Source organism: Mesorhizobium sp. 2RAF21 (assembly GCF_052115345.1).
GTDB classification, from domain to species: domain Bacteria; phylum Pseudomonadota; class Alphaproteobacteria; order Rhizobiales; family Rhizobiaceae; genus Mesorhizobium; species Mesorhizobium terrae.
In genome coordinates this window covers 34,880-51,225 of the sequence record NZ_JBFRGM010000018.1, presented here as the reverse complement: position 1 = coordinate 51,225, position 16,346 = coordinate 34,880, and the positions used below count along the sequence as shown (strand labels likewise).

At 61.9% G+C, this 16,346-nt stretch carries 18 protein-coding genes; 13 read left to right on the top strand and 5 right to left on the bottom strand.

Annotated features, from left to right (window positions below):
- On the bottom strand, positions 1 to 447 hold the full coding sequence (locus AB4136_RS25450; RefSeq protein WP_024925320.1) for an iron-sulfur cluster assembly scaffold protein: 447 nt from the start codon (positions 445 to 447) through the stop codon (positions 1 to 3).
- A 243-nt stretch (positions 448 to 690) separates the two neighbouring features.
- Here AB4136_RS25450 and folE point away from each other — a divergent pair, with 243 nt between their 5' ends.
- The 3 genes from folE to AB4136_RS25435 all read left to right on the top strand — a co-directional run bounded on the left by folE (position 691) and on the right by AB4136_RS25435 (position 2,893).
- Positions 691 to 1,329, top strand: coding sequence for a GTP cyclohydrolase I FolE (gene folE / locus AB4136_RS25445; RefSeq protein ID WP_024925321.1), 639 nt, complete (start codon positions 691 to 693; stop codon positions 1,327 to 1,329).
- 49 nt (positions 1,330 to 1,378) lie between these two features.
- Positions 1,379 to 1,837: a phosphoribosyl-AMP cyclohydrolase gene (gene hisI, locus AB4136_RS25440; RefSeq protein WP_024925322.1), complete on the top strand. Its 459-nt coding sequence runs from the start codon at positions 1,379 to 1,381 to the stop codon at positions 1,835 to 1,837.
- Positions 1,838 to 1,921: 84 nt separating this feature from the next.
- Positions 1,922 to 2,893: a patatin family protein gene (locus AB4136_RS25435; RefSeq protein WP_024925323.1), complete on the top strand. Its 972-nt coding sequence runs from the start codon at positions 1,922 to 1,924 to the stop codon at positions 2,891 to 2,893.
- 49 nt (positions 2,894 to 2,942) lie between these two features.
- On the opposite strand, the gene recJ is transcribed toward AB4136_RS25435, so the two are convergent.
- A complete protein-coding gene (gene recJ, locus AB4136_RS25430) occupies positions 2,943 to 4,727 on the bottom strand; it encodes a single-stranded-DNA-specific exonuclease RecJ (protein WP_024925324.1) in 1,785 nt (594 codons plus the stop codon).
- Between the two features lie 65 nt (positions 4,728 to 4,792).
- Positions 4,793 to 5,776 (bottom strand): class II fructose-bisphosphatase, encoded by a 984-nt coding sequence (glpX, locus tag AB4136_RS25425; protein ID WP_024925325.1) that lies wholly within the window; start codon positions 5,774 to 5,776, stop codon positions 4,793 to 4,795.
- Between glpX and AB4136_RS25420 the strand changes: the two genes are divergently transcribed.
- Positions 5,775 to 5,930 carry a hypothetical protein gene (locus AB4136_RS25420; protein WP_161773089.1) on the top strand — a complete coding sequence of 52 codons (156 nt, stop codon included), beginning with the start codon at positions 5,775 to 5,777 and terminating at the stop codon, positions 5,928 to 5,930. The two genes, glpX and AB4136_RS25420, sit on opposite strands and share 2 nt — an antisense overlap.
- Positions 5,931 to 5,984: 54 nt before the next feature.
- On the opposite strand, the gene AB4136_RS25415 is transcribed toward AB4136_RS25420, so the two are convergent.
- Together AB4136_RS25415 and AB4136_RS25410 are read right to left on the bottom strand one after the other, a co-directional pair.
- On the bottom strand, positions 5,985 to 6,281 hold the full coding sequence (locus AB4136_RS25415) for a DUF982 domain-containing protein (RefSeq protein ID WP_024925326.1): 297 nt from the start codon (positions 6,279 to 6,281) through the stop codon (positions 5,985 to 5,987).
- Between the two features lie 186 nt (positions 6,282 to 6,467).
- The gene (locus AB4136_RS25410) at positions 6,468 to 7,982 is read right to left on the bottom strand and encodes an ArnT family glycosyltransferase (RefSeq protein WP_024925327.1); all 1,515 of its coding nucleotides are present in this window, start codon (positions 7,980 to 7,982) and stop codon (positions 6,468 to 6,470) included.
- A 168-nt stretch (positions 7,983 to 8,150) separates the two neighbouring features.
- Here AB4136_RS25410 and map point away from each other — a divergent pair, with 168 nt between their 5' ends.
- The 9 genes from map to AB4136_RS25365 all read left to right on the top strand — a co-directional run bounded on the left by map (position 8,151) and on the right by AB4136_RS25365 (position 16,317).
- Entirely contained in the window at positions 8,151 to 8,981 is an 831-nt protein-coding gene (map, locus tag AB4136_RS25405) for a type I methionyl aminopeptidase (protein ID WP_024925328.1), read from the top strand.
- Between the two features lie 75 nt (positions 8,982 to 9,056).
- Positions 9,057 to 9,707, top strand: a complete 651-nt coding sequence (locus AB4136_RS25400; protein ID WP_441931702.1) for a JAB domain-containing protein — start codon at positions 9,057 to 9,059, stop codon at positions 9,705 to 9,707.
- A 153-nt stretch (positions 9,708 to 9,860) separates the two neighbouring features.
- A complete protein-coding gene (locus AB4136_RS25395) occupies positions 9,861 to 11,114 on the top strand; it encodes a tyrosine-type recombinase/integrase (protein WP_130270600.1) in 1,254 nt (417 codons plus the stop codon).
- Positions 11,115 to 11,396: 282 nt separating this feature from the next.
- Positions 11,397 to 11,783: an XRE family transcriptional regulator gene (locus AB4136_RS25390; protein WP_245457783.1), complete on the top strand. Its 387-nt coding sequence runs from the start codon at positions 11,397 to 11,399 to the stop codon at positions 11,781 to 11,783.
- Positions 11,776 to 12,687, top strand: a complete 912-nt coding sequence (locus AB4136_RS25385; protein ID WP_130270598.1) for an ABC-three component system protein — start codon at positions 11,776 to 11,778, stop codon at positions 12,685 to 12,687. Before AB4136_RS25390 ends, AB4136_RS25385 begins: the two co-directional genes overlap by 8 nt.
- On the top strand, positions 12,684 to 12,929 hold the full coding sequence (locus AB4136_RS25380; RefSeq protein WP_130270596.1) for an ABC-three component system middle component 6: 246 nt from the start codon (positions 12,684 to 12,686) through the stop codon (positions 12,927 to 12,929). The genes AB4136_RS25385 and AB4136_RS25380 overlap by 4 nt, the downstream gene beginning before the upstream one ends.
- Entirely contained in the window at positions 12,926 to 14,689 is a 1,764-nt protein-coding gene (locus AB4136_RS25375) for an ABC-three component system protein (protein ID WP_130270595.1), read from the top strand. Before AB4136_RS25380 ends, AB4136_RS25375 begins: the two co-directional genes overlap by 4 nt.
- A 7-nt stretch (positions 14,690 to 14,696) precedes the next feature.
- Positions 14,697 to 15,512, top strand: a complete 816-nt coding sequence (locus AB4136_RS25370; RefSeq protein WP_130270593.1) for a hypothetical protein — start codon at positions 14,697 to 14,699, stop codon at positions 15,510 to 15,512.
- Positions 15,513 to 15,519: 7 nt separating this feature from the next.
- Positions 15,520 to 16,317, top strand: coding sequence for a TIGR02391 family protein (locus AB4136_RS25365; protein ID WP_130270591.1), 798 nt, complete (start codon positions 15,520 to 15,522; stop codon positions 16,315 to 16,317).
- Positions 16,318 to 16,346 lie beyond the last annotated feature (29 nt).

The following is a 16,346-nucleotide window of genomic DNA, read 5'->3' as shown; positions in this document are numbered from 1 at the left end:
TCACGCGGCGGCTTCGGCGCGCTTCTGCTCGATCTGGCCGATCGCATCGACCACGGCATCGAAGGTCAGCATCGTCGAGGCATGACGTGCCTTATAGTCGCGCACCGGCTCCAGATATTTCAGATCGGCAAAACGCCCATTTGGCGGCGCGCCATTTTCCTTCAGCATCTTCAACATGGTGTCGCGCACGGCGCGCAACTCCTCGGCGGTAGCACCAACGACATTGGCGGCCATGATCGAGGACGAAGCCTGTCCGAGCGCGCATGCTTTCACATCATGCGCGAAATCGGTGACAATGCCGTCCTGCATCCGCAGATCGACGGTAACGGTCGAACCGCAGAGCTTCGAATGCGCCTTGGCAGTCGCATCGGGATGGTCGAGCCTACCGATGCGGGCGATATTTCCGGCAAAACCGAGAATTTTCGCATTATAGACGTCGTCGATCATAATCTTTCAATCCGCCGTGCTGGCACGATCATCGAATGCTGCTGGCGCATCTTTCATTCGCTCGGCACGACCATATATAATGCCTTGGGTCCGGTATCGACAAGGCGATGGGCTGTCGCGTCGTTCGGTCTCTTCTTCACGCCGCTTTCGGGCGGGAAGCCGGGTGGGGTTTCCGCTACCGCAAAAGGCAGTGGTCCGTTCAACTCGTTCCCTCTATGAAGGGAACTACGGGAGATGCCTTTCATGGATGCCGTCATCAAGAAGATCATGCCGACCTCGTCCTATATGGAGAAGCCGGTCACTGACCGTCCGAGCCAGGAAGAGGTCGAGGCAGCGGTGCGCACGCTTTTGCGCTGGACCGGTGACAATCCGGACCGCGAAGGCCTGGTCGACACGCCGAAGCGCGTTGCCAAGGCCTATCGCGAGATGTTCGGCGGCTACGACATGTGCCCGGCCGAGGAACTTGGCCGCACTTTCGAGGAGGTTGCCGGTTATGACGACCTCGTCATCGTCCGCGACATCAAGTTCCACTCGCATTGCGAGCACCACATGGTGCCGATCATCGGCAAGGCGCATGTCGGCTACCTGCCGGACGGCAAGGTCGTCGGCCTGTCGAAGATCGCCCGCGTCGTCGACATCTTTGCGCACCGCCTGCAGACGCAGGAGGCGATGACCGCCCAGATTGCCGGCGTCATCCAGGACGTGCTAAATCCGCGCGGCGTTGCCGTGATGGTCGAGGCCGAGCATATGTGCATGGCCATGCGCGGTATCCGCAAGCAGGGGTCGACGACCCTGACCTCCACCTTCACCGGCTCTTTCCGGGACAATCCCGAGGAACAGGTCCGGTTCGTTACCATGGTGCGCGCCGGCAGCGGAGCTTGATTCGCTTCGCCGGCTCCAGAATTTTCAGGATCCGGCCCAGGATTAGGCGATGACCGCTCTGCAGTTTTCCGAACCCTCCAAGGACAAGAGCCTGCTCGAGGAAGGCAGTGTGTTCACGCCGCGCTTCGATGCGGCAGGGCTTGTGACGGCTGTCGTCACCGACGCCGAAGACAGCACGCTGCTGATGGTGGCGCACATGAACGCGCAGGCGCTCGCCCTGACAATGGAAACCGGCATCGCCCACTACTGGTCGCGTTCGCGCAACGCCTTGTGGAAGAAGGGCGAGACATCGGGCAATTTCCAGCACGTTGTCGAGATCAAGACCGACTGCGATCAGGACGCCGTCTGGCTTCGCGTAAAAGTCTCCGGCCACGATGCAACCTGTCACACCGGTCGGCGTTCTTGCTTTTATCGGACGGTGGCGCTTGTCGAAGGCAAGGCAATACTTGCCAGAGATGGCTCCGAGCCGCTGTTCGATGCGCAGGAAACCTATCGGACGCCACGTTGACCATCCCGCCGGGACCAACTTCGCCCCGATTCACGATTTCGATACGGCCAATCTCTATATTGGTCGCGGGTTAGGGAGATTGTGATGCTCGAATGGGCGTCATTGCGTGGCAGGGGAATCGCTCGCGACGCGAATGATCCGTCGTCGTCCGACGGGGCGCCCGAATTCAAACATCCCAAGAAATGCGGAATTGCCCTCGCCCTCGGCGGCGGCGTGGCACGCGGCTGGGCCCATATCGGCGTGCTGCGGGCACTGGACGAAGTCGGCCTCGAAGTCTCGATGATCGCCGGCACCTCGATCGGCGCGCTGGTGGGCGGCTGCTACCTCGCCGGCAAATTGGACGAACTGGAAGAATTCGCGCGCGGCCTGACCCGGCGACGCATCTTCGGCCTGCTCGACATCAATCTCGGCGGCAGCGGCCTGTTCGGAGGCATGAAGCTGGATGCCCGTCTGCGCGAACATCTTGACGGTCTTCGTATCGAGGATCTCCCGAAACCGTTCGTGGCGGTCGCCACCGAAGTCAGGACCGGTCACGAAATCTGGATCACCCAGGGTTCGCTGGTCACTGCCATGCGGGCATCCTATGCCTTGCCTGGCGTCTTCGAACCGGTCAACTGCAACGGCCGCGTGCTGGCCGATGGCGCGCTGGTGAACCCGGTGCCGGTGTCGGTCTGCCGTGCCTACGAACAGCCGATGGTGGTGGCGGTAAACCTCCATTACGACCTGTTCGGCCGCGCCGCGGTGATCAAGCATAGCGCTGGCGAGTTGATGATACAGAAGGATGCGGCAAGGCCTACTCGGCACGACCCCAACGCCACCGCGCAGGGCACGAGGCTCGGCATCACCGGCATGATGGTCGAGGCGTTCAACATCATTCAGGATCGCATCTCGCGCGCCAGGCTGGCCGGTGATCCGCCCGATCTGTCGCTACAGCCCAAGCTCGGCCATGTCGGGCTCACCGAATTCCACCGCGCCGACGAGGCGATCCGGCTGGGTTATGAGGCAACCATGGCGCATGTCGATGAGTTGCGGCGGCTCCAGGCCGTCTTGGCCTGACCGGCTATCAATCTTGTCGGCCTGTTCCGGGATACTGGTCGCGTAGCTTTCAGGCCATTGCCACATCGGTGATGCGGAATTGGACACTGCGATTGCCGTTCCAGTAGTTGCCGCCAATCGAGCCGGCGACATGCAGGGTGCGGCCCCGGTTCTTGAACAAGAAGTCGCCCAGCACCGTGTCCACGGCCCTGAATGCCATCGCCTGGATGCGCCCGCCGCTGTCCGAAACCAGATCGACACGGATGTGATTGGTGCCGACGGCGCGCGCATCGGCAAGCTTGTGGCGCGGCAGCACGAAAAGCGGCGGCACATGGCCGGTGCCGAACGGACCGGCCTTCTCGAGATTGTCGAGCAGGGTCAGTGTTGCGCCCTCGGCGGCAAGCGCGCCATCCACCAGGAGGCTCTCCTCGTCACGCAGGCGGAACACGTCGGCCGCCGCGCGTTCCTCGAAGAAAGCGCGCAAGGCGCCCAGCTTCTGACGGTCCACGGTGATCCCCGCCGCCATCGCATGGCCACCGCCCTTGACGATCAAGCCGGCTTCCGCCGCCTCGCGCACCAATCGTCCGAGATCGAAACCCGGAACCGAACGGCCCGAGCCGGTGCCAGTGCCATTGGCGTTGAAGGCGATGGCAAAGGCCGGCCGACGCGCATGGTCCTTGAGCCGGGAAGCAATCAGCCCGACGATGCCGGGATGCCATTGTTCAGACGCCGTCACGATTACCGCCGGCCCCTCGCCGCCAGCCAGTTCGGCGTCCGCTTCGGCGCGCGCCTGGGCCAGCATCTCCTGTTCCATCACCTGGCGCTCCTGGTTCAGCCGGTCGAGCGTCTCGGCAATCCCCCGCGCCTCGGCCGGATCGTCCGTAGCAAGGAGCCGGCTGCCGAGCGCGGCATCGCCGATGCGTCCGCCCGCATTGATGCGTGGGCCTATCAGGAAGGCGAGATGGAAGGTGTTGACCGGCTCGCCGACGCGCGCAACCCGCGTCAATTCGGCCAGTCCGACATTCCTTTGCTGGCGCACGACCTGCAGCCCCTTCACCACGAAGGCGCGGTTGACACCAACCAGGGGCACGACATCGCACACCGTTGCCAGCGCGACGAGATCGAGCATGGCAAGCAGGTCCGGCTTCGGCGCATCCGGCACCCGTTCGCGCAGCAGCTTGGCCGTCTGCACCAGCGTCAGGAACACCACGCCCGCCGCGCACAAATGCCCCTGCCCCGAAAGGTCGTCCTCGCGGTTCGGATTGACGACCGCGGTCGCCGCCGGCAGCGCGCCGCCCAGTTGGTGGTGATCGAGCACCACGACATCGGCGCCGGCTTCCTTGGCAGCATCGATGGAAGCGGCGCTGTTGGTGCCGCAATCGACGGTGACGATCAGGCTCGCGCCACGCCCGACCAATTCGCGCATCGCGTCGGGATTGGGGCCGTAGCCCTCGAAGATGCGGTCGGGAATGTAGATTTCCGAAGGGATCGAAAAGACGTCGAGGAACCGCTTGAGCAGCGCCGAGGACGCCGCGCCGTCGACATCATAATCGCCGAAGATGGCGATCCGTTCGCCCCGTATGATCGCTTCAGCGAGCCGCACGGCGGCCTTGTTCATGTCGGTCAGCGAGGCCGGATCCGGCAAAAGGTCGCGAATGGTTGGGTCGAGGAACCGTTCGGTGCCGACGGCGGTAACGCCGCGCCCCGCCAGAACGCGGGCAACGATATCCGGAACGCCATGCCCCTGGGCGATGGCCAGCGCCGTCATATCCTGCCGTTCGGATAGTCGGTGCACCCAGGCGAGGCCGGTGGCCGAGCGCCTGACATCAAGAAAGAACCGCTTTTCGCCCGTCATTCAGGGCCTACCCATCGCCGTATCGAGCCACATGGAATGGCTCAATACGGCGAAACCGGCGAAAATCAAAACTTATCCAAGTCCTGATGGCGGGCCTTGATCTCGCGAACGGTGCGCGAGGACGAGCGCAGCACGATGGTATCGGTGGTGATGTAGTTACGGCCGAATTTCACGCCGGCCAGCATGTTGCCGTCGGTGACGCCGGTCGCCGCGAACAGCACGTCGCCGCGCGCCATTTCATCGACCCGGTAGACCTTGTTCGGATCGGCGATGCCCATCTTCGCTGCACGCTCGACCTTTTCAGGCGTGTCGAGGATGAGACGGCCCTGCATCTGGCCGCCGGTGCAACGCAACGCAGCCGCCGCCAGCACGCCCTCCGGCGCGCCGCCCGATCCGATGTAGATGTCGATGCCGGTCTCCTCGGGGTCGGTGGTGTGGATGACGCCTGCGACGTCGCCGTCGCCGATCAGCCGAATAGCAGCGCCCGTGGCCCGCACGGCCTCGATCAGCTTGGCGTGGCGCGGCCGGTCGAGAATGCAGGCGGTGACTTCATTAACCGGCACGCCCTTGGCCTTGGCAAGGCTTGCAATGTTGTCGGCCGGCGATGCGTCGAGATCGATCGTGCCTTCCGGATAGCCTGGGCCAATGGCAATCTTGTCCATATAGACGTCCGGCGCGAACAGCAGGCTGCCCTTCTCGGCAATGGCGATGACGGCCAGCGCGTTCGGCAGATTCTTGGCGCAGATCGTGGTGCCTTCCAGCGGATCCAGTGCGATGTCCACCGCCGGCCCCTTACCGGTGCCGACCTCTTCGCCGATGTAAAGCATCGGCGCTTCGTCACGCTCGCCCTCGCCGATCACCACCGTGCCCTTGATGTTCAGGCGGTTCAGTTCCGAACGCATCGCGTCGACCGCGACCTGGTCGGCCGCCTTCTCGTCGCCGCGTCCGCGCAGCCTGGCGGCGGCGACGGCGGCGCGTTCGGTGACGCGCACCACTTCCATGGTGAGTATCCGGTCAAGGCCGGCGATGGTGTTCGCGGAAGCATTCATGAAGCAGCAATCCTCGTTCGAAACGCATGCCCGTGACGCGGGCGCGCCTCTTGTGTCAAAGGCATATGACAACGGCAAGACCCGAAACGGCCATTTCTCGAAAGAGAAACAATATCAATCGATTGAAAGAGATTTCAGTATTTCTGGGAAATGAAGTCGCGAAGAATCTCGAGCCTCATAAAGAAGGGGATTTATACTTGCGATGACCTCAGAGCGGAACGCCCTGAACCTTGTCGCCGCCCTTGCGCGGCGGCATCATGTCCCTGGCCAGTATGCCGCTGACCCGGCAGAATATCGCGAAGGCGCGGCAGGCTTCTTCCGCCGACGCGACGCCGACACTGGCGCCGAAACAGGCATTGAACGCCGCCTGATAGAGCTTGCCCTGCTTGCCCGTTGACCATTCAGCAAGAAAATCCATCGCCTGGTCGACGCCGTAGATCTCCTCGACCGGCAGGCCGAGAACAGGAACGATACGAACAGGTATGGCGAATTGGAGTTCGCGCATGTCGAAGCCTCTCGAACAGGCCCTCCGCCGTCGTTCAAAATCTTCTTGATGCGGAGGTTCCTTTCACACGCTTCTCACGAATGAATGTGGCAGGAGCACGACCAATAGTTGCATATTTGCAACAGAACCCGTCAGGCGGGTCCTACGGTTAATTCAGTCTCGGCCCAGCGAACGGCTGTGCCGAAATCAAGCCGGCGCGTTGCGAGGCCGACAGTCCCTGACCGGAGCCTGCGGAACCCGCTGGTAGAGGATGCCCCAATCAGCCAGCGGCTGCACCTGCTTCCAGTTGGGAGAGGCATCCAGCACTTTCCGGTCCGGAACGCCTGCGACCAGATAGTCGCCACCGGTGCGGCAATCGAGCTCGTCGTGCTCCAGCTCGAACATCTTGCGATGCGCATAGAACAGGATGTTCTCGTTCATAAACCGGCGCTCCCACACGACCGGCACCGGCCCTGGCGGAAGCGCCTTCATGACGCTGGAAAAGGCTTCGACATCGACGCGCAGTTGCTTCTGGCCGCCCGTGCGGCCGTCCATGATGCCGATCTGCACGATCTGCACGATGACGGCGATGGAAAGACCGGCACCGATGATGAAATGCGCGAAATACAGCCTGCGCCAGGCAATCGAAATCCAGATGCCGGCCATCACCGCCAGCGGCCAGCTTGCCGGCATCGAATAGCGCGTACGACCGACCGGCAGGACGGTGGTCAGCACGGCCATCGGTACGGCCGCAAGCAGCAGCGCGTCGACGACCCAGCGCCTGTCCTTGGCCAACTGCGATCGGGCGAAAACCAAGGCGATCGCCGCCGGCAGGAACGGCAGTTGATAGACGATCGATGCCGGCAGGTCGCTCAGATGAAGCAACCGGATCAGGCGGTCGTTATCGTCGCGCTCCGGCCCGATCCGCATTTCGGACGCCCAGTGGGCGATGCCGGCATCCGCAAAATTGCTCCAGGCCCAGGCCAGCATCGGAATATGCGCCGCAAGGACAACCACGCCAGCGACCACGGCCTCGCGCGGCTTTCTTTCGATTAGCGGCATGATGATCATCGGCAATGCCGAGAAGGCGATCGGAATTGGCCCCTTTGTGAGGGCAGCACAGGCGAAAACCGCCATGATGACCAGCCACAACCCAACGCCAAAACGGCCCCGAGCCCTGCCCCAGAGCCAAAGCGCCAGCGCAATGCCGCACAACACCGTCGCGGTCACGTCGGTTTCGCCGATGCGCGCCTTGAGCAGAATCTGGACCGAACACTGGAACGCCAGCCCGGCGCACAGGCCGGCAACGCGGCGATCGCCCATCGTCAGCGTCGATGCACTGAAACCGGCCGCCAGCGCGCCGGCGAGCGTGGCGAGCACCCCGGGGAGCCGCACTGCCACCTCGTCGAGCGAGCCGCGCAGCGTCGCCATCGAAGCCATCAGCCAGGGGGTGAAAGGCGGTTTGTTGACATAGGGCGTGCCGATGAATTTGAGATGCCACCAGGCGCCGCCGTCCAGCATTTCCAGCACTTGCAGCGCGCGACGGCCTTCCTCGAAACGCAGAGGTCTCACGGCGAGCAATGGCAAATAGAGCGCGATGCCAACCGCCAGCACGAAAAGCGGCCAGTAGCGGGCCCAGCTTTGCAGCATATTGACTTGCCATGGGGCGGGAGGCGCGCGCCAACCCTGCCAGTCGCGCAACTGCTTGACGAAATCCGACACGGAACCCTGCCTCGTATGGACGCCTGCTTTCCCCAGTCGCGGCGCCGTCTATCACGGATGAGTGACGCCTGTCTTGCATCCGATGCAATCCAGAGGTTGAAGATCGGCGCCATCGGTGTCACATGATAGCCTGCTCAAGACATTCAATTCGAAGCCTTTCCGAAAACCATGGTTACCTATCTCGACGCTGAAACAGCCCCGCTGCGCAACACCGGCCAGATCAGGCTCTACAACGAGGAGAGCTTTGCCGGCATGCGCAAGGCTTGCCAGCTTACCGCACGTTGCCTGGATGAACTTGCCGGCATGGTACAGCCCGGCGTGACCACCAACACCATCGACCGCTTCGTTTTCGAATTCGGCATGGATAACGGCGCCCTGCCCGCCACGCTCAACTATCGCGGCTACACCAAATCCAGCTGCACCTCGATCAACCATGTCGTTTGTCATGGTATTCCCGACGACAAGCCGCTGCGCGATGGCGACATCGTCAACATCGACGTCACCTATATCCTCGACGGCTGGCATGGCGATTCCAGCCGCATGTATCCCGTCGGCGCGGTCAAGCGCGCAGCGGAGCGCCTGATGGAAGTGACGCATGAGTGCCTGATGCTTGGCATCGCCGCGATCCGTCCCGGCGCCCGCACCGGCGCCATTGGTCAGGCCATCCAGGTATACGCGGAAGGCGAGCGCTGCTCGGTGGTGCGGGATTTCTGCGGTCACGGCGTCGGCCTGCTGTTCCATGACGCGCCGAACATCCTGCACTACGGCCACGCCAACGAAGGTGTCGAGATGCGGCCGGGCATGATCTTCACGGTCGAGCCCATGATCAATCTCGGCCGCCCGCATGTGAAGGTTCTCTCCGACGGCTGGACCGCCGTCACCCGCGACCGTTCGTTGTCGGCGCAATACGAGCACACGATCGGCGTTACCTCGACGGGCTGCGAGATCTTCACCCTGTCGCCGAAGGGGCTCGATCGGCCCGGCCTGCCCGCGCGCTAACCTCTATCCGAGGCAAAAAACTCCCACTACACTTGGAGCCGCCGGAGAAACCGGCGTGCTCGAAGCGGGGGGCTGATGAGCAAGAGCGACGACGAGCGCGGATTTCTTGCCGAACGGTCCGTACTTCCTCTCGACAGGCGCAAGCCGGAGAACGAGAAGCCCCATTATCTCGGCCATCGCGAACGCCTGCGCGAGCGCTTCGGCGCCGCCGGCCACAGTGCCCTGCCCGACTACGAACTCCTGGAACTGCTGCTCTTTCGCCTCATTCCGCGCGCCGACACCAAGCCGGTGGCCAAGGCGCTGCTCGCCAGGTTCGGCACACTGGCCGAGGTTCTGGGGGCGCCCGAAGCGCTGCTCAAAGAGGTCAAGGGTGTCGGGCCGGCGGCGGCGCTTGATCTCAAGGTGATCGCGGCGGCCGCGCACCGCATGTTGCGCAGCGACCTGACCGGGCGCGAGACGCTCTCGTCCTGGCAACAGGTGCTAGACTATTGCCGCGCCGCCATGGCCTATGAAACCAGGGAACAGTTCCGCATCCTTTTCCTCGACAAGAAGAACGTGCTGATCGCCGACGAGGTGCAGCAGACCGGCACGGTCGACCACACGCCCGTCTATCCCCGCGAGGTGGTTAAGCGGGCGCTCGAACTCTCCGCCACCGCGATCGTTCTGGTGCACAACCACCCCACCACCCCCTCGATGATCACGCTGGATCACGCTCAATACTGCTGAAACATCAGGCGAATAACTGGTTTTTTCGCATTGCGTACAGGGTGCGGTTATGGCAAATTGGGAGCGGTTAGAGGCATTGAAAACGGCTTCCCGATCCCAGCAAACGATCCCCGTTTCTCCTCGACCGATCCCAGTTGGGAGAAGGAGAACGTCATGCCAAGTCTGACCGACACCACAATCCGACACGCGCTGAAGCGCGTCGAGCTGAGCCAGAAGCAGGAGAACCTCGCGGACGGCGAAGGTCGCGGCACCGGCCGTCTCGTGCTCGTGCTGAAGCCCATGCCAAAGCGCGTCACCGCCGATTGGATGGCGCAACAGTGGCGGGACGGGAAACGCTCAAAGAAGAAGCTCGGTTCATACCCCTCGATGTCGCTCGCTCAAGCGCGGGAAATTTTCAAACGCGACTTCGCTGACGTGATCCAGAAGGGTCGCAGCATCAAGATCGCGACGGACACGCGCCCGGGCACCGTCGCCGATTTGTTCGAGGGCTACGTCGCGTCGCTGAAGGCCGCTGGCAAGCCCTCTTGGAAGGAGACGGAGAAAGGCTTGAACAAGATTGCCGACACGCTCGGACGTAATCGCCTGGCCCGCGAGATTGAAGCCGAAGAGATCGTGGAACTGATCCGGCCGATCTACGAGCGTGGCGCTCGATCCATGGCTGATCACGTGCGGTCGTATATCCATGCTGCGTTTAGCTGGGGGATGAAGTCCGACAATGACTACCGGAACACGTCTCCTCGTCGCTTTCGGATTCCCTTTAACCCGGCGTCCGACATCCCGACCGAACCAAAGGTCCAGGGCACCCGGTGGCTCAGCGAAGATGAATTCGTTCAGCTTTATCGCTGGCTCGAATTCCCTGACACTCCCGTCCACCCGTCGTATCCGCGCGCCGTGCAGCTCATCATGCTGACCGGCCAGCGTGTCGAGGAAATCGCCCGGCTACATATCGATCAGTGGGACGCAGCCGAGCGGATTATCGACTGGTCGAAGACAAAGAACCTTCAGCCACACGCCGTCCCGCTTCCATCGCTTGCGGCCGAGCTCATCGAATCGATCAAACCAAACGAATTCGGATGGTACTTTCCTTCGGCAAAGGACCCATCGAAGCCGGTCAGCCACGGCACGCTCTACAGCTTCGTCTGGCGCCAACGCGACCGTGGCGTCATTCCTTACGCGACCAACCGCGATCTGCGGCGGACGTTCAAGACGCTTGCCGGCAAGGCGGGTGTACCGAAAGAAATCCGGGACCGCCTACAGAACCACGCGCTTCAGGACGTCAGCTCCAAGAACTACGATCGCTGGAACTATATGCCGGAGAAGCGCGCCGGCATGGTGCTTTGGGACAAGTTCGTGCGCGCGCTCCTGAAAAAGAAGAAGGCCAACAGCGCGTTGAAGGCCGCCGCGTGAGAGAGTKGAAAGGGATGCTGACGTCTACACGCTTGACCCTACATAGCTTGAAAGCTATATCGATTCCGACGCCAGACTTTTCGACTCATGCGAGACGGACCTCCTGGCCTTCGAGGCAGGGTTCAGACCAAACTTCGGACCATTGCAAAGCTATGCGCCGGAGTCGGTCTGCAGCTTATCGCTTTGAGCCGACCCGCTTCCAAAAACAGTGTGTTGTAAGGACGGACAGCCGGTTTTCCGACGATCCGGAAAACCTAAAATCCGTAAAGTAAGGATGGTGCCATGGGACGGAGCCTGGACGAGGTCATAGCTTCCCTGCCCCGAGATCAGCAGGAGCCGATCGAGGCGCAATATGACGAGTTGCGCCAGGAGGTGGAAAGCCTCCGCGAGCTGCGGCAGATCGCTGGCAAGGGTCAGGCCGACATCGCCTCCGCCCTCAATATCAAGCAGCCGTCCGTTTCAAAGATCGAAAAGCAAACGGACATGTATTTGTCGACCCTTCGCAGCTATGTCGAAGCAGTTGGTGGAAAACTTGAGTTGACCGTGAGGCTCCCGAAGCGTCCCGCTCTTCGGATCCACCATCTGGGCGATCAGGCCGCTACCGCCGTCGCGAAGGCCCGGGTTGCCGGAAGGGGCGCTGCGTCGCCAGCAAGGCGGCGTCATGGATGAACTGCAACGGTCAATCTATGTGGACCGATTCCGTTTGGCGTTCCACACCCAGAAGGGCACAGCTTTCCAGGACTGGTTTGTGCGGCTAGCCGGACACGCCTTCGGAGCCGATTTCGAGGAGGTCCGCCCTTACGGTCCCTATGGCGACCTGAAATGCGACGGCCGCCGAATCAGCAGCGGGTCGGTTTTCCAGTGCTACGCGCCGGAGGCTATGAAGGAAGCTGAGCTCATCGCCAAGATCGACGAAGATTTTCACGGTGCCCGTGCCCACTGGGGCGGCAACATGCAGGAATGGATATTCGTCCACAACGATGGCCGCGGCCTGCCGCCAAATGCGGTCCAGCACATTGATAGCCTACGCAAGGCCCATGCGCCGCTCCAGATAGCCACCTGGTCCGAGCCCGAGCTGCTCGCCATCGCCATGGACCTGGACCTCTCATCTTTACAGGCCTTGTTCGGCCCCGCCGCCTCCATCGCAATCGTCGATCGGCTGGTCATGTCCGATCTCATGCCCATCATCGACGCCCTGCAGCGCCAGGAGCCTAGTCCAGCCGATCCCCCTCTGACACCGCCGTCACCCGAAAAGCTCGAAAAGAATGCGCTGTCGGAGGAATCTGGCCTGTTTCTGCGGATCGGCCGGCGCAAATCCAGCCTTGTCGATACGTTTTTCCGCAAAAGCCCTCGACCAGATCTCGGCGAGCGCATCGCCGAGGCCTTCCGCACCCGGTATGCCGAGCTGAAGGCGCTAGACCTTCCTGCCGACACGATCTTCAAGCACCTTCAGGACTATGCCGGGTTCAATGGCGAGCCGAAGCGGCAAGGAGCGGCGCTGTCCGTCCTTGCCTACTTCTTCGACAGTTGCGATATCTTCGAAGATCCGATTGCCCCGGCGGAGGCACTATGATCCTCCCGACCAAGCATGTCAGACCGGATCGTGCGCTAATCGGCGTAGGCGCCGAAGTGCTGGAAATTCTCAAGCGACCTATGACTATGTCACGGCTGTGGGATGAGGTCCGTGGAAGACGGTCTCTGCATGCCCCGCACGCGCCGATCGACTACCAATGGTTCGTCCTGTCGCTGGACCTGCTCTACACCATCGGCGCGCTCGAATTCGAGCGCGGCCTGGTGCGGAGGATCCAGTCATGATCCATCACTTCGGAAGTGATCTCGCTTCGTTCAAGACCCTGACCTTTGGGCCGGGGCTCAACATTCTGCTTGCCGACAAGAGCGAAGGCGCCAACGATCGGCAGTCGCGAAACGGCGCGGGCAAGACCAGCTTCATCGAGCTGGTGCATTTCCTGTTCGGCGCTGATGCTCGCAAGGAAAGCATCTTCCGATCCGACGCGCTCTGCCCATGGTTCTTCGATGTGGCGGTAGATATCGCGGCCGAGACCATCACTGCGGCTCGGAGCGGGACGAAACCTAGCCGCATTCTAGTCAATGGATCGGTCGAAGGATGGCCCGTTCCGCCGCAATTCGATGAGGGCGCGGGACTTTTCGAGCTATCGAACGAAAACTGGAAAGCCAATCTCGGCCATTTCTGGTTCGGCCTTCCGATTTCGGCGGGGGACGAGGCGGAGCGCTTTCAACCCTCGTTCCGATCGCTGTTTTCCTACTTCGTAAGACGGCAGCTCAGCGGCGGCTTCCAGCAACCGATGCAGCATTCGACCATGCAGCAGACCTGGGACCAACAGGTCTCCATCTGCTATTTGCTCGGCCTGGACTGGACAATCCCCGGCCGCTTCCAGGAGCTGCGTGGCCAGGAGAAAGTTGCTCACGAGCTTCGCAAAGCGGCACGCAGTGGCGATCTCGGCCGCTTCTTCGGCAAAGCCGCCGACCTTCGCACTCGGCTCGCTGTCGCGGAAGCGCGTGCCGAGCGTCTGCGAGCCCAACTTGATAACTTCGAGGTGGTGCCCGAATACAAGGCTCTCGAGCGGGAAGCGAATGACATCACGCGCGAGATCGACGCCCTCAATGTCGAGAACGTCGTTGATGGCGACCTGCTGCAGCAGCTTCGCGCATCCCTGAATGAAGAGGATGCGCCCGACCTCGGCGACGTCACCAAGCTCTATGCCGAGGCCGGCGTGGTTCTGCCGGACATGGTGCGCCGCCGGTTCAACGAAGTCGAACGCTTCCATCGGACGATCATCGAGAACCGCCGCGCTCATCTCAACGCGGAGATCACTTCCGCAGAAGTGCGAATCGCCGAGCGAGACCAGCGCGTCACAGAACGCGACCGGCGTCGCCGTCAAATTATGGGGGTGCTGCGCTCAGGGGGCGCACTCGAACATTATACAAGCCTGCGCGAGGAGGCTGGCAGGGCCGAAGCAGAAGTCGAAGGCTTGCGTCAGCGGCTTGAAACCGCTGAGCGTATCGAAAGCACGAAGGCCGAGCTCGATATTGAGCGGGCCAATCTGAGCAAGGCTCTGCGCGACGATATCCACGAACGCGCCGACGTCATCAGGGAGGCCATTCTCGCTTTCGAGGCGCTGTCGGAGTCGCTCTACGAAAAGGCTGGCAGCCTCACGATTTCCGAGACCGCCAGCGGTCCGCAGTTCGAGGTCCACATCGACGGCCAGCGCAGCAAAGGCATCACCAACATGCAGATCTTCTGTTTTGATCTCATGTTGACGGAAATCAGCATCAAGAACGGGCGCGGGCCGCGCTTCCTCATCCATGATAGCCATCTGTTCGATGGTGTGGATGAACGCCAAGTGGCGAAAGCCCTTCAGCTTGGCGCCGAGCGGGCTGAGGCTGCTGGTTTTCAATACATCGTGACGATGAACTCGGACGCGCTCCCGCAGGAGGGATTCCAACGCGGCTTCGACGTCCGAGCGCATGTGATCAATCCAAAGCTGACCGATGCGACGGACACCGGTGGCCTGTTCGGCCTACGCTTCGAGTAGGCCTGCCATGCGATCTGCGCCGTTCACAAGACCGACCCTCCTTGCCGCAGTCGAACTGCTCGAACTGCATAGCCAAGCCAAATTCAATCAGATGGTCTTGCGGCTTGGGCTGGAGGATGAGATCTCCTCGAGCACCACACTCAGCGTCGCAAAGAAATGCGATCTCCTTGGGCGCATTGTCCTGCAACGCACGGACACGATCCTCGACACGCTCGAGGGCAGCATGACATTGGGCGAAGCCGTGATCCGGCACGTCGCACAACTGGCGCAACAGGATTCGGATCTGCCTCTCCAAACTGCATTCGCGCGCGGACTTGCGCGCGATGGTTACGTTTTGGTCTGGGACGATTACGGCCGGAACGCATCGATCCGTGCCGCCCTTCCCTGCGAAATTCATCTGCCGGAGACCGACGACGAGGTGCATCAGCTCCTCAAACGCTTCAACTTCATCACCCCGCTGGGACACCTCGACCAAGCAATCGAAGCGCATACGCGCGGCGATTGGGCCGCCTGCAACGGACAGCTACGAACGTTCATCGAGAGCCTGTTCGACGATATTGCGCGAAATGTGCGGCCCGCGGAATCGGCGACACGTCCAAGTTCAGAGAACCGGCGCGCGCTCCTTGCCGAGATCGGATTTCTTGCAACGGATCGTAACGAGTGGACCGCGGACGGAAAAAACTACATCAACGGACTCTTCAAAATGCTGCACACAGAAGGGTCGCATCCCGGCCTTTCCGATGAAGATCACTGCACCTTCCGCCTCCACATCGTCCTGGTGACAGCTAGGACGTTCTTGCGGCGCCTCGCCAACGGCCGGTGAACAGCCCATGGCGTTCTTCTCTCAAGATCAGTTAGAGGCAATCGCGGGCGCACTCGGCGATACAGCAGACGGTCTAACCGGGCCCGAAATCGAGCACCTTCTCGCCTCCTGCAAGATAACCGATCCGGGGCCCGCCACGAAGCGTATCCGCCTCTACAACGCCTTCGCCGAGTGCCAGAACACGAAGCGCAACCGCACCAATATTCTCGAATTCATCCGGCTCGCCATGAAGCCAGCTCGCTATAGCCGGGAGCCTCACCGCTACGAACCGATGCGGGCTCGCCTCAATCAAGCTTTGGCGTTCGCCGGTATTTTCGTCGATCAGTCAGGCGATTTGAAGAAGGCCGACGCCGCCCAGACCTTGCCCGAGGCCCAAAGGCGCGCGCGCGAGTTGCGCTCGGACCTAGAAGGGCGTGGCGTGCACGCCGACGTTCTCAAATTCTGTCGTGCCGAGCTTCTGGCCGACAACTATTTTCATGCAGTGCAGGAGGCGGTGAAAAGCGTTGCCGACAAGATGCGCACGCGCACGGGGCTGACCGATGACGGCGCACCGCTTGTCGACCGTGTGCTCGCGGGTAGTCCGCCGATTCTGGCGATCAACGCGCTGTCCACCGCCAGCGAGCGCAGCGAACAGAGTGGGTTCGCCAACCTTGTCCGCGGCACGTTCGGCATGTTCCGCAATCCGACGGCCCATGAGGCCCGCATCAACTGGGCAATGTCCAAGGAGGACGCCGAAGACCTGCTATCGATCGTGTCGCTGATTCATCGGCGCCTCGACGCGGCCCACATGCCGGCACGCGTTTGACGATCGAAGGTTCAGGCCAAAGGAGTGCA

Bases quoted from the DNA above. Each gene is read 5' to 3' on its own strand.
- AB4136_RS25415 (WP_024925326.1), bottom strand. From the start codon at position 6,281: ATGCGCGAACTCCAATTCGCCATACCTGTTCGTATCGTTCCTGTTCTC.
- recJ (WP_024925324.1), bottom strand. From the start codon at position 4,727: ATGACGGGCGAAAAGCGGTTCTTTCTTGATGTCAGGCGCTCGGCCACC.
- AB4136_RS25375 (WP_130270595.1), top strand. From the start codon at position 12,926: ATGATCCATCACTTCGGAAGTGATCTCGCTTCGTTCAAGACCCTGACC.
- hisI (WP_024925322.1), top strand. From the start codon at position 1,379: ATGACCGCTCTGCAGTTTTCCGAACCCTCCAAGGACAAGAGCCTGCTC.
- AB4136_RS25380 (WP_130270596.1), top strand. From the start codon at position 12,684: ATGATCCTCCCGACCAAGCATGTCAGACCGGATCGTGCGCTAATCGGC.
- AB4136_RS25395 (WP_130270600.1), top strand. From the start codon at position 9,861: ATGCCAAGTCTGACCGACACCACAATCCGACACGCGCTGAAGCGCGTC.
- AB4136_RS25370 (WP_130270593.1), top strand. From the start codon at position 14,697: ATGCGATCTGCGCCGTTCACAAGACCGACCCTCCTTGCCGCAGTCGAA.
- AB4136_RS25390 (WP_245457783.1), top strand. From the start codon at position 11,397: ATGGGACGGAGCCTGGACGAGGTCATAGCTTCCCTGCCCCGAGATCAG.
- AB4136_RS25450 (WP_024925320.1), bottom strand. From the start codon at position 447: ATGATCGACGACGTCTATAATGCGAAAATTCTCGGTTTTGCCGGAAAT.
- map (WP_024925328.1), top strand. From the start codon at position 8,151: ATGGTTACCTATCTCGACGCTGAAACAGCCCCGCTGCGCAACACCGGC.
- glpX (WP_024925325.1), bottom strand. From the start codon at position 5,776: ATGAATGCTTCCGCGAACACCATCGCCGGCCTTGACCGGATACTCACC.
- AB4136_RS25420 (WP_161773089.1), top strand. From the start codon at position 5,775: ATGAAGCAGCAATCCTCGTTCGAAACGCATGCCCGTGACGCGGGCGCG.
- AB4136_RS25435 (WP_024925323.1), top strand. From the start codon at position 1,922: ATGCTCGAATGGGCGTCATTGCGTGGCAGGGGAATCGCTCGCGACGCG.
- AB4136_RS25385 (WP_130270598.1), top strand. From the start codon at position 11,776: ATGGATGAACTGCAACGGTCAATCTATGTGGACCGATTCCGTTTGGCG.
- folE (WP_024925321.1), top strand. From the start codon at position 691: ATGGATGCCGTCATCAAGAAGATCATGCCGACCTCGTCCTATATGGAG.
- AB4136_RS25400 (WP_441931702.1), top strand. From the start codon at position 9,057: ATGAGCAAGAGCGACGACGAGCGCGGATTTCTTGCCGAACGGTCCGTA.
- AB4136_RS25365 (WP_130270591.1), top strand. From the start codon at position 15,520: ATGGCGTTCTTCTCTCAAGATCAGTTAGAGGCAATCGCGGGCGCACTC.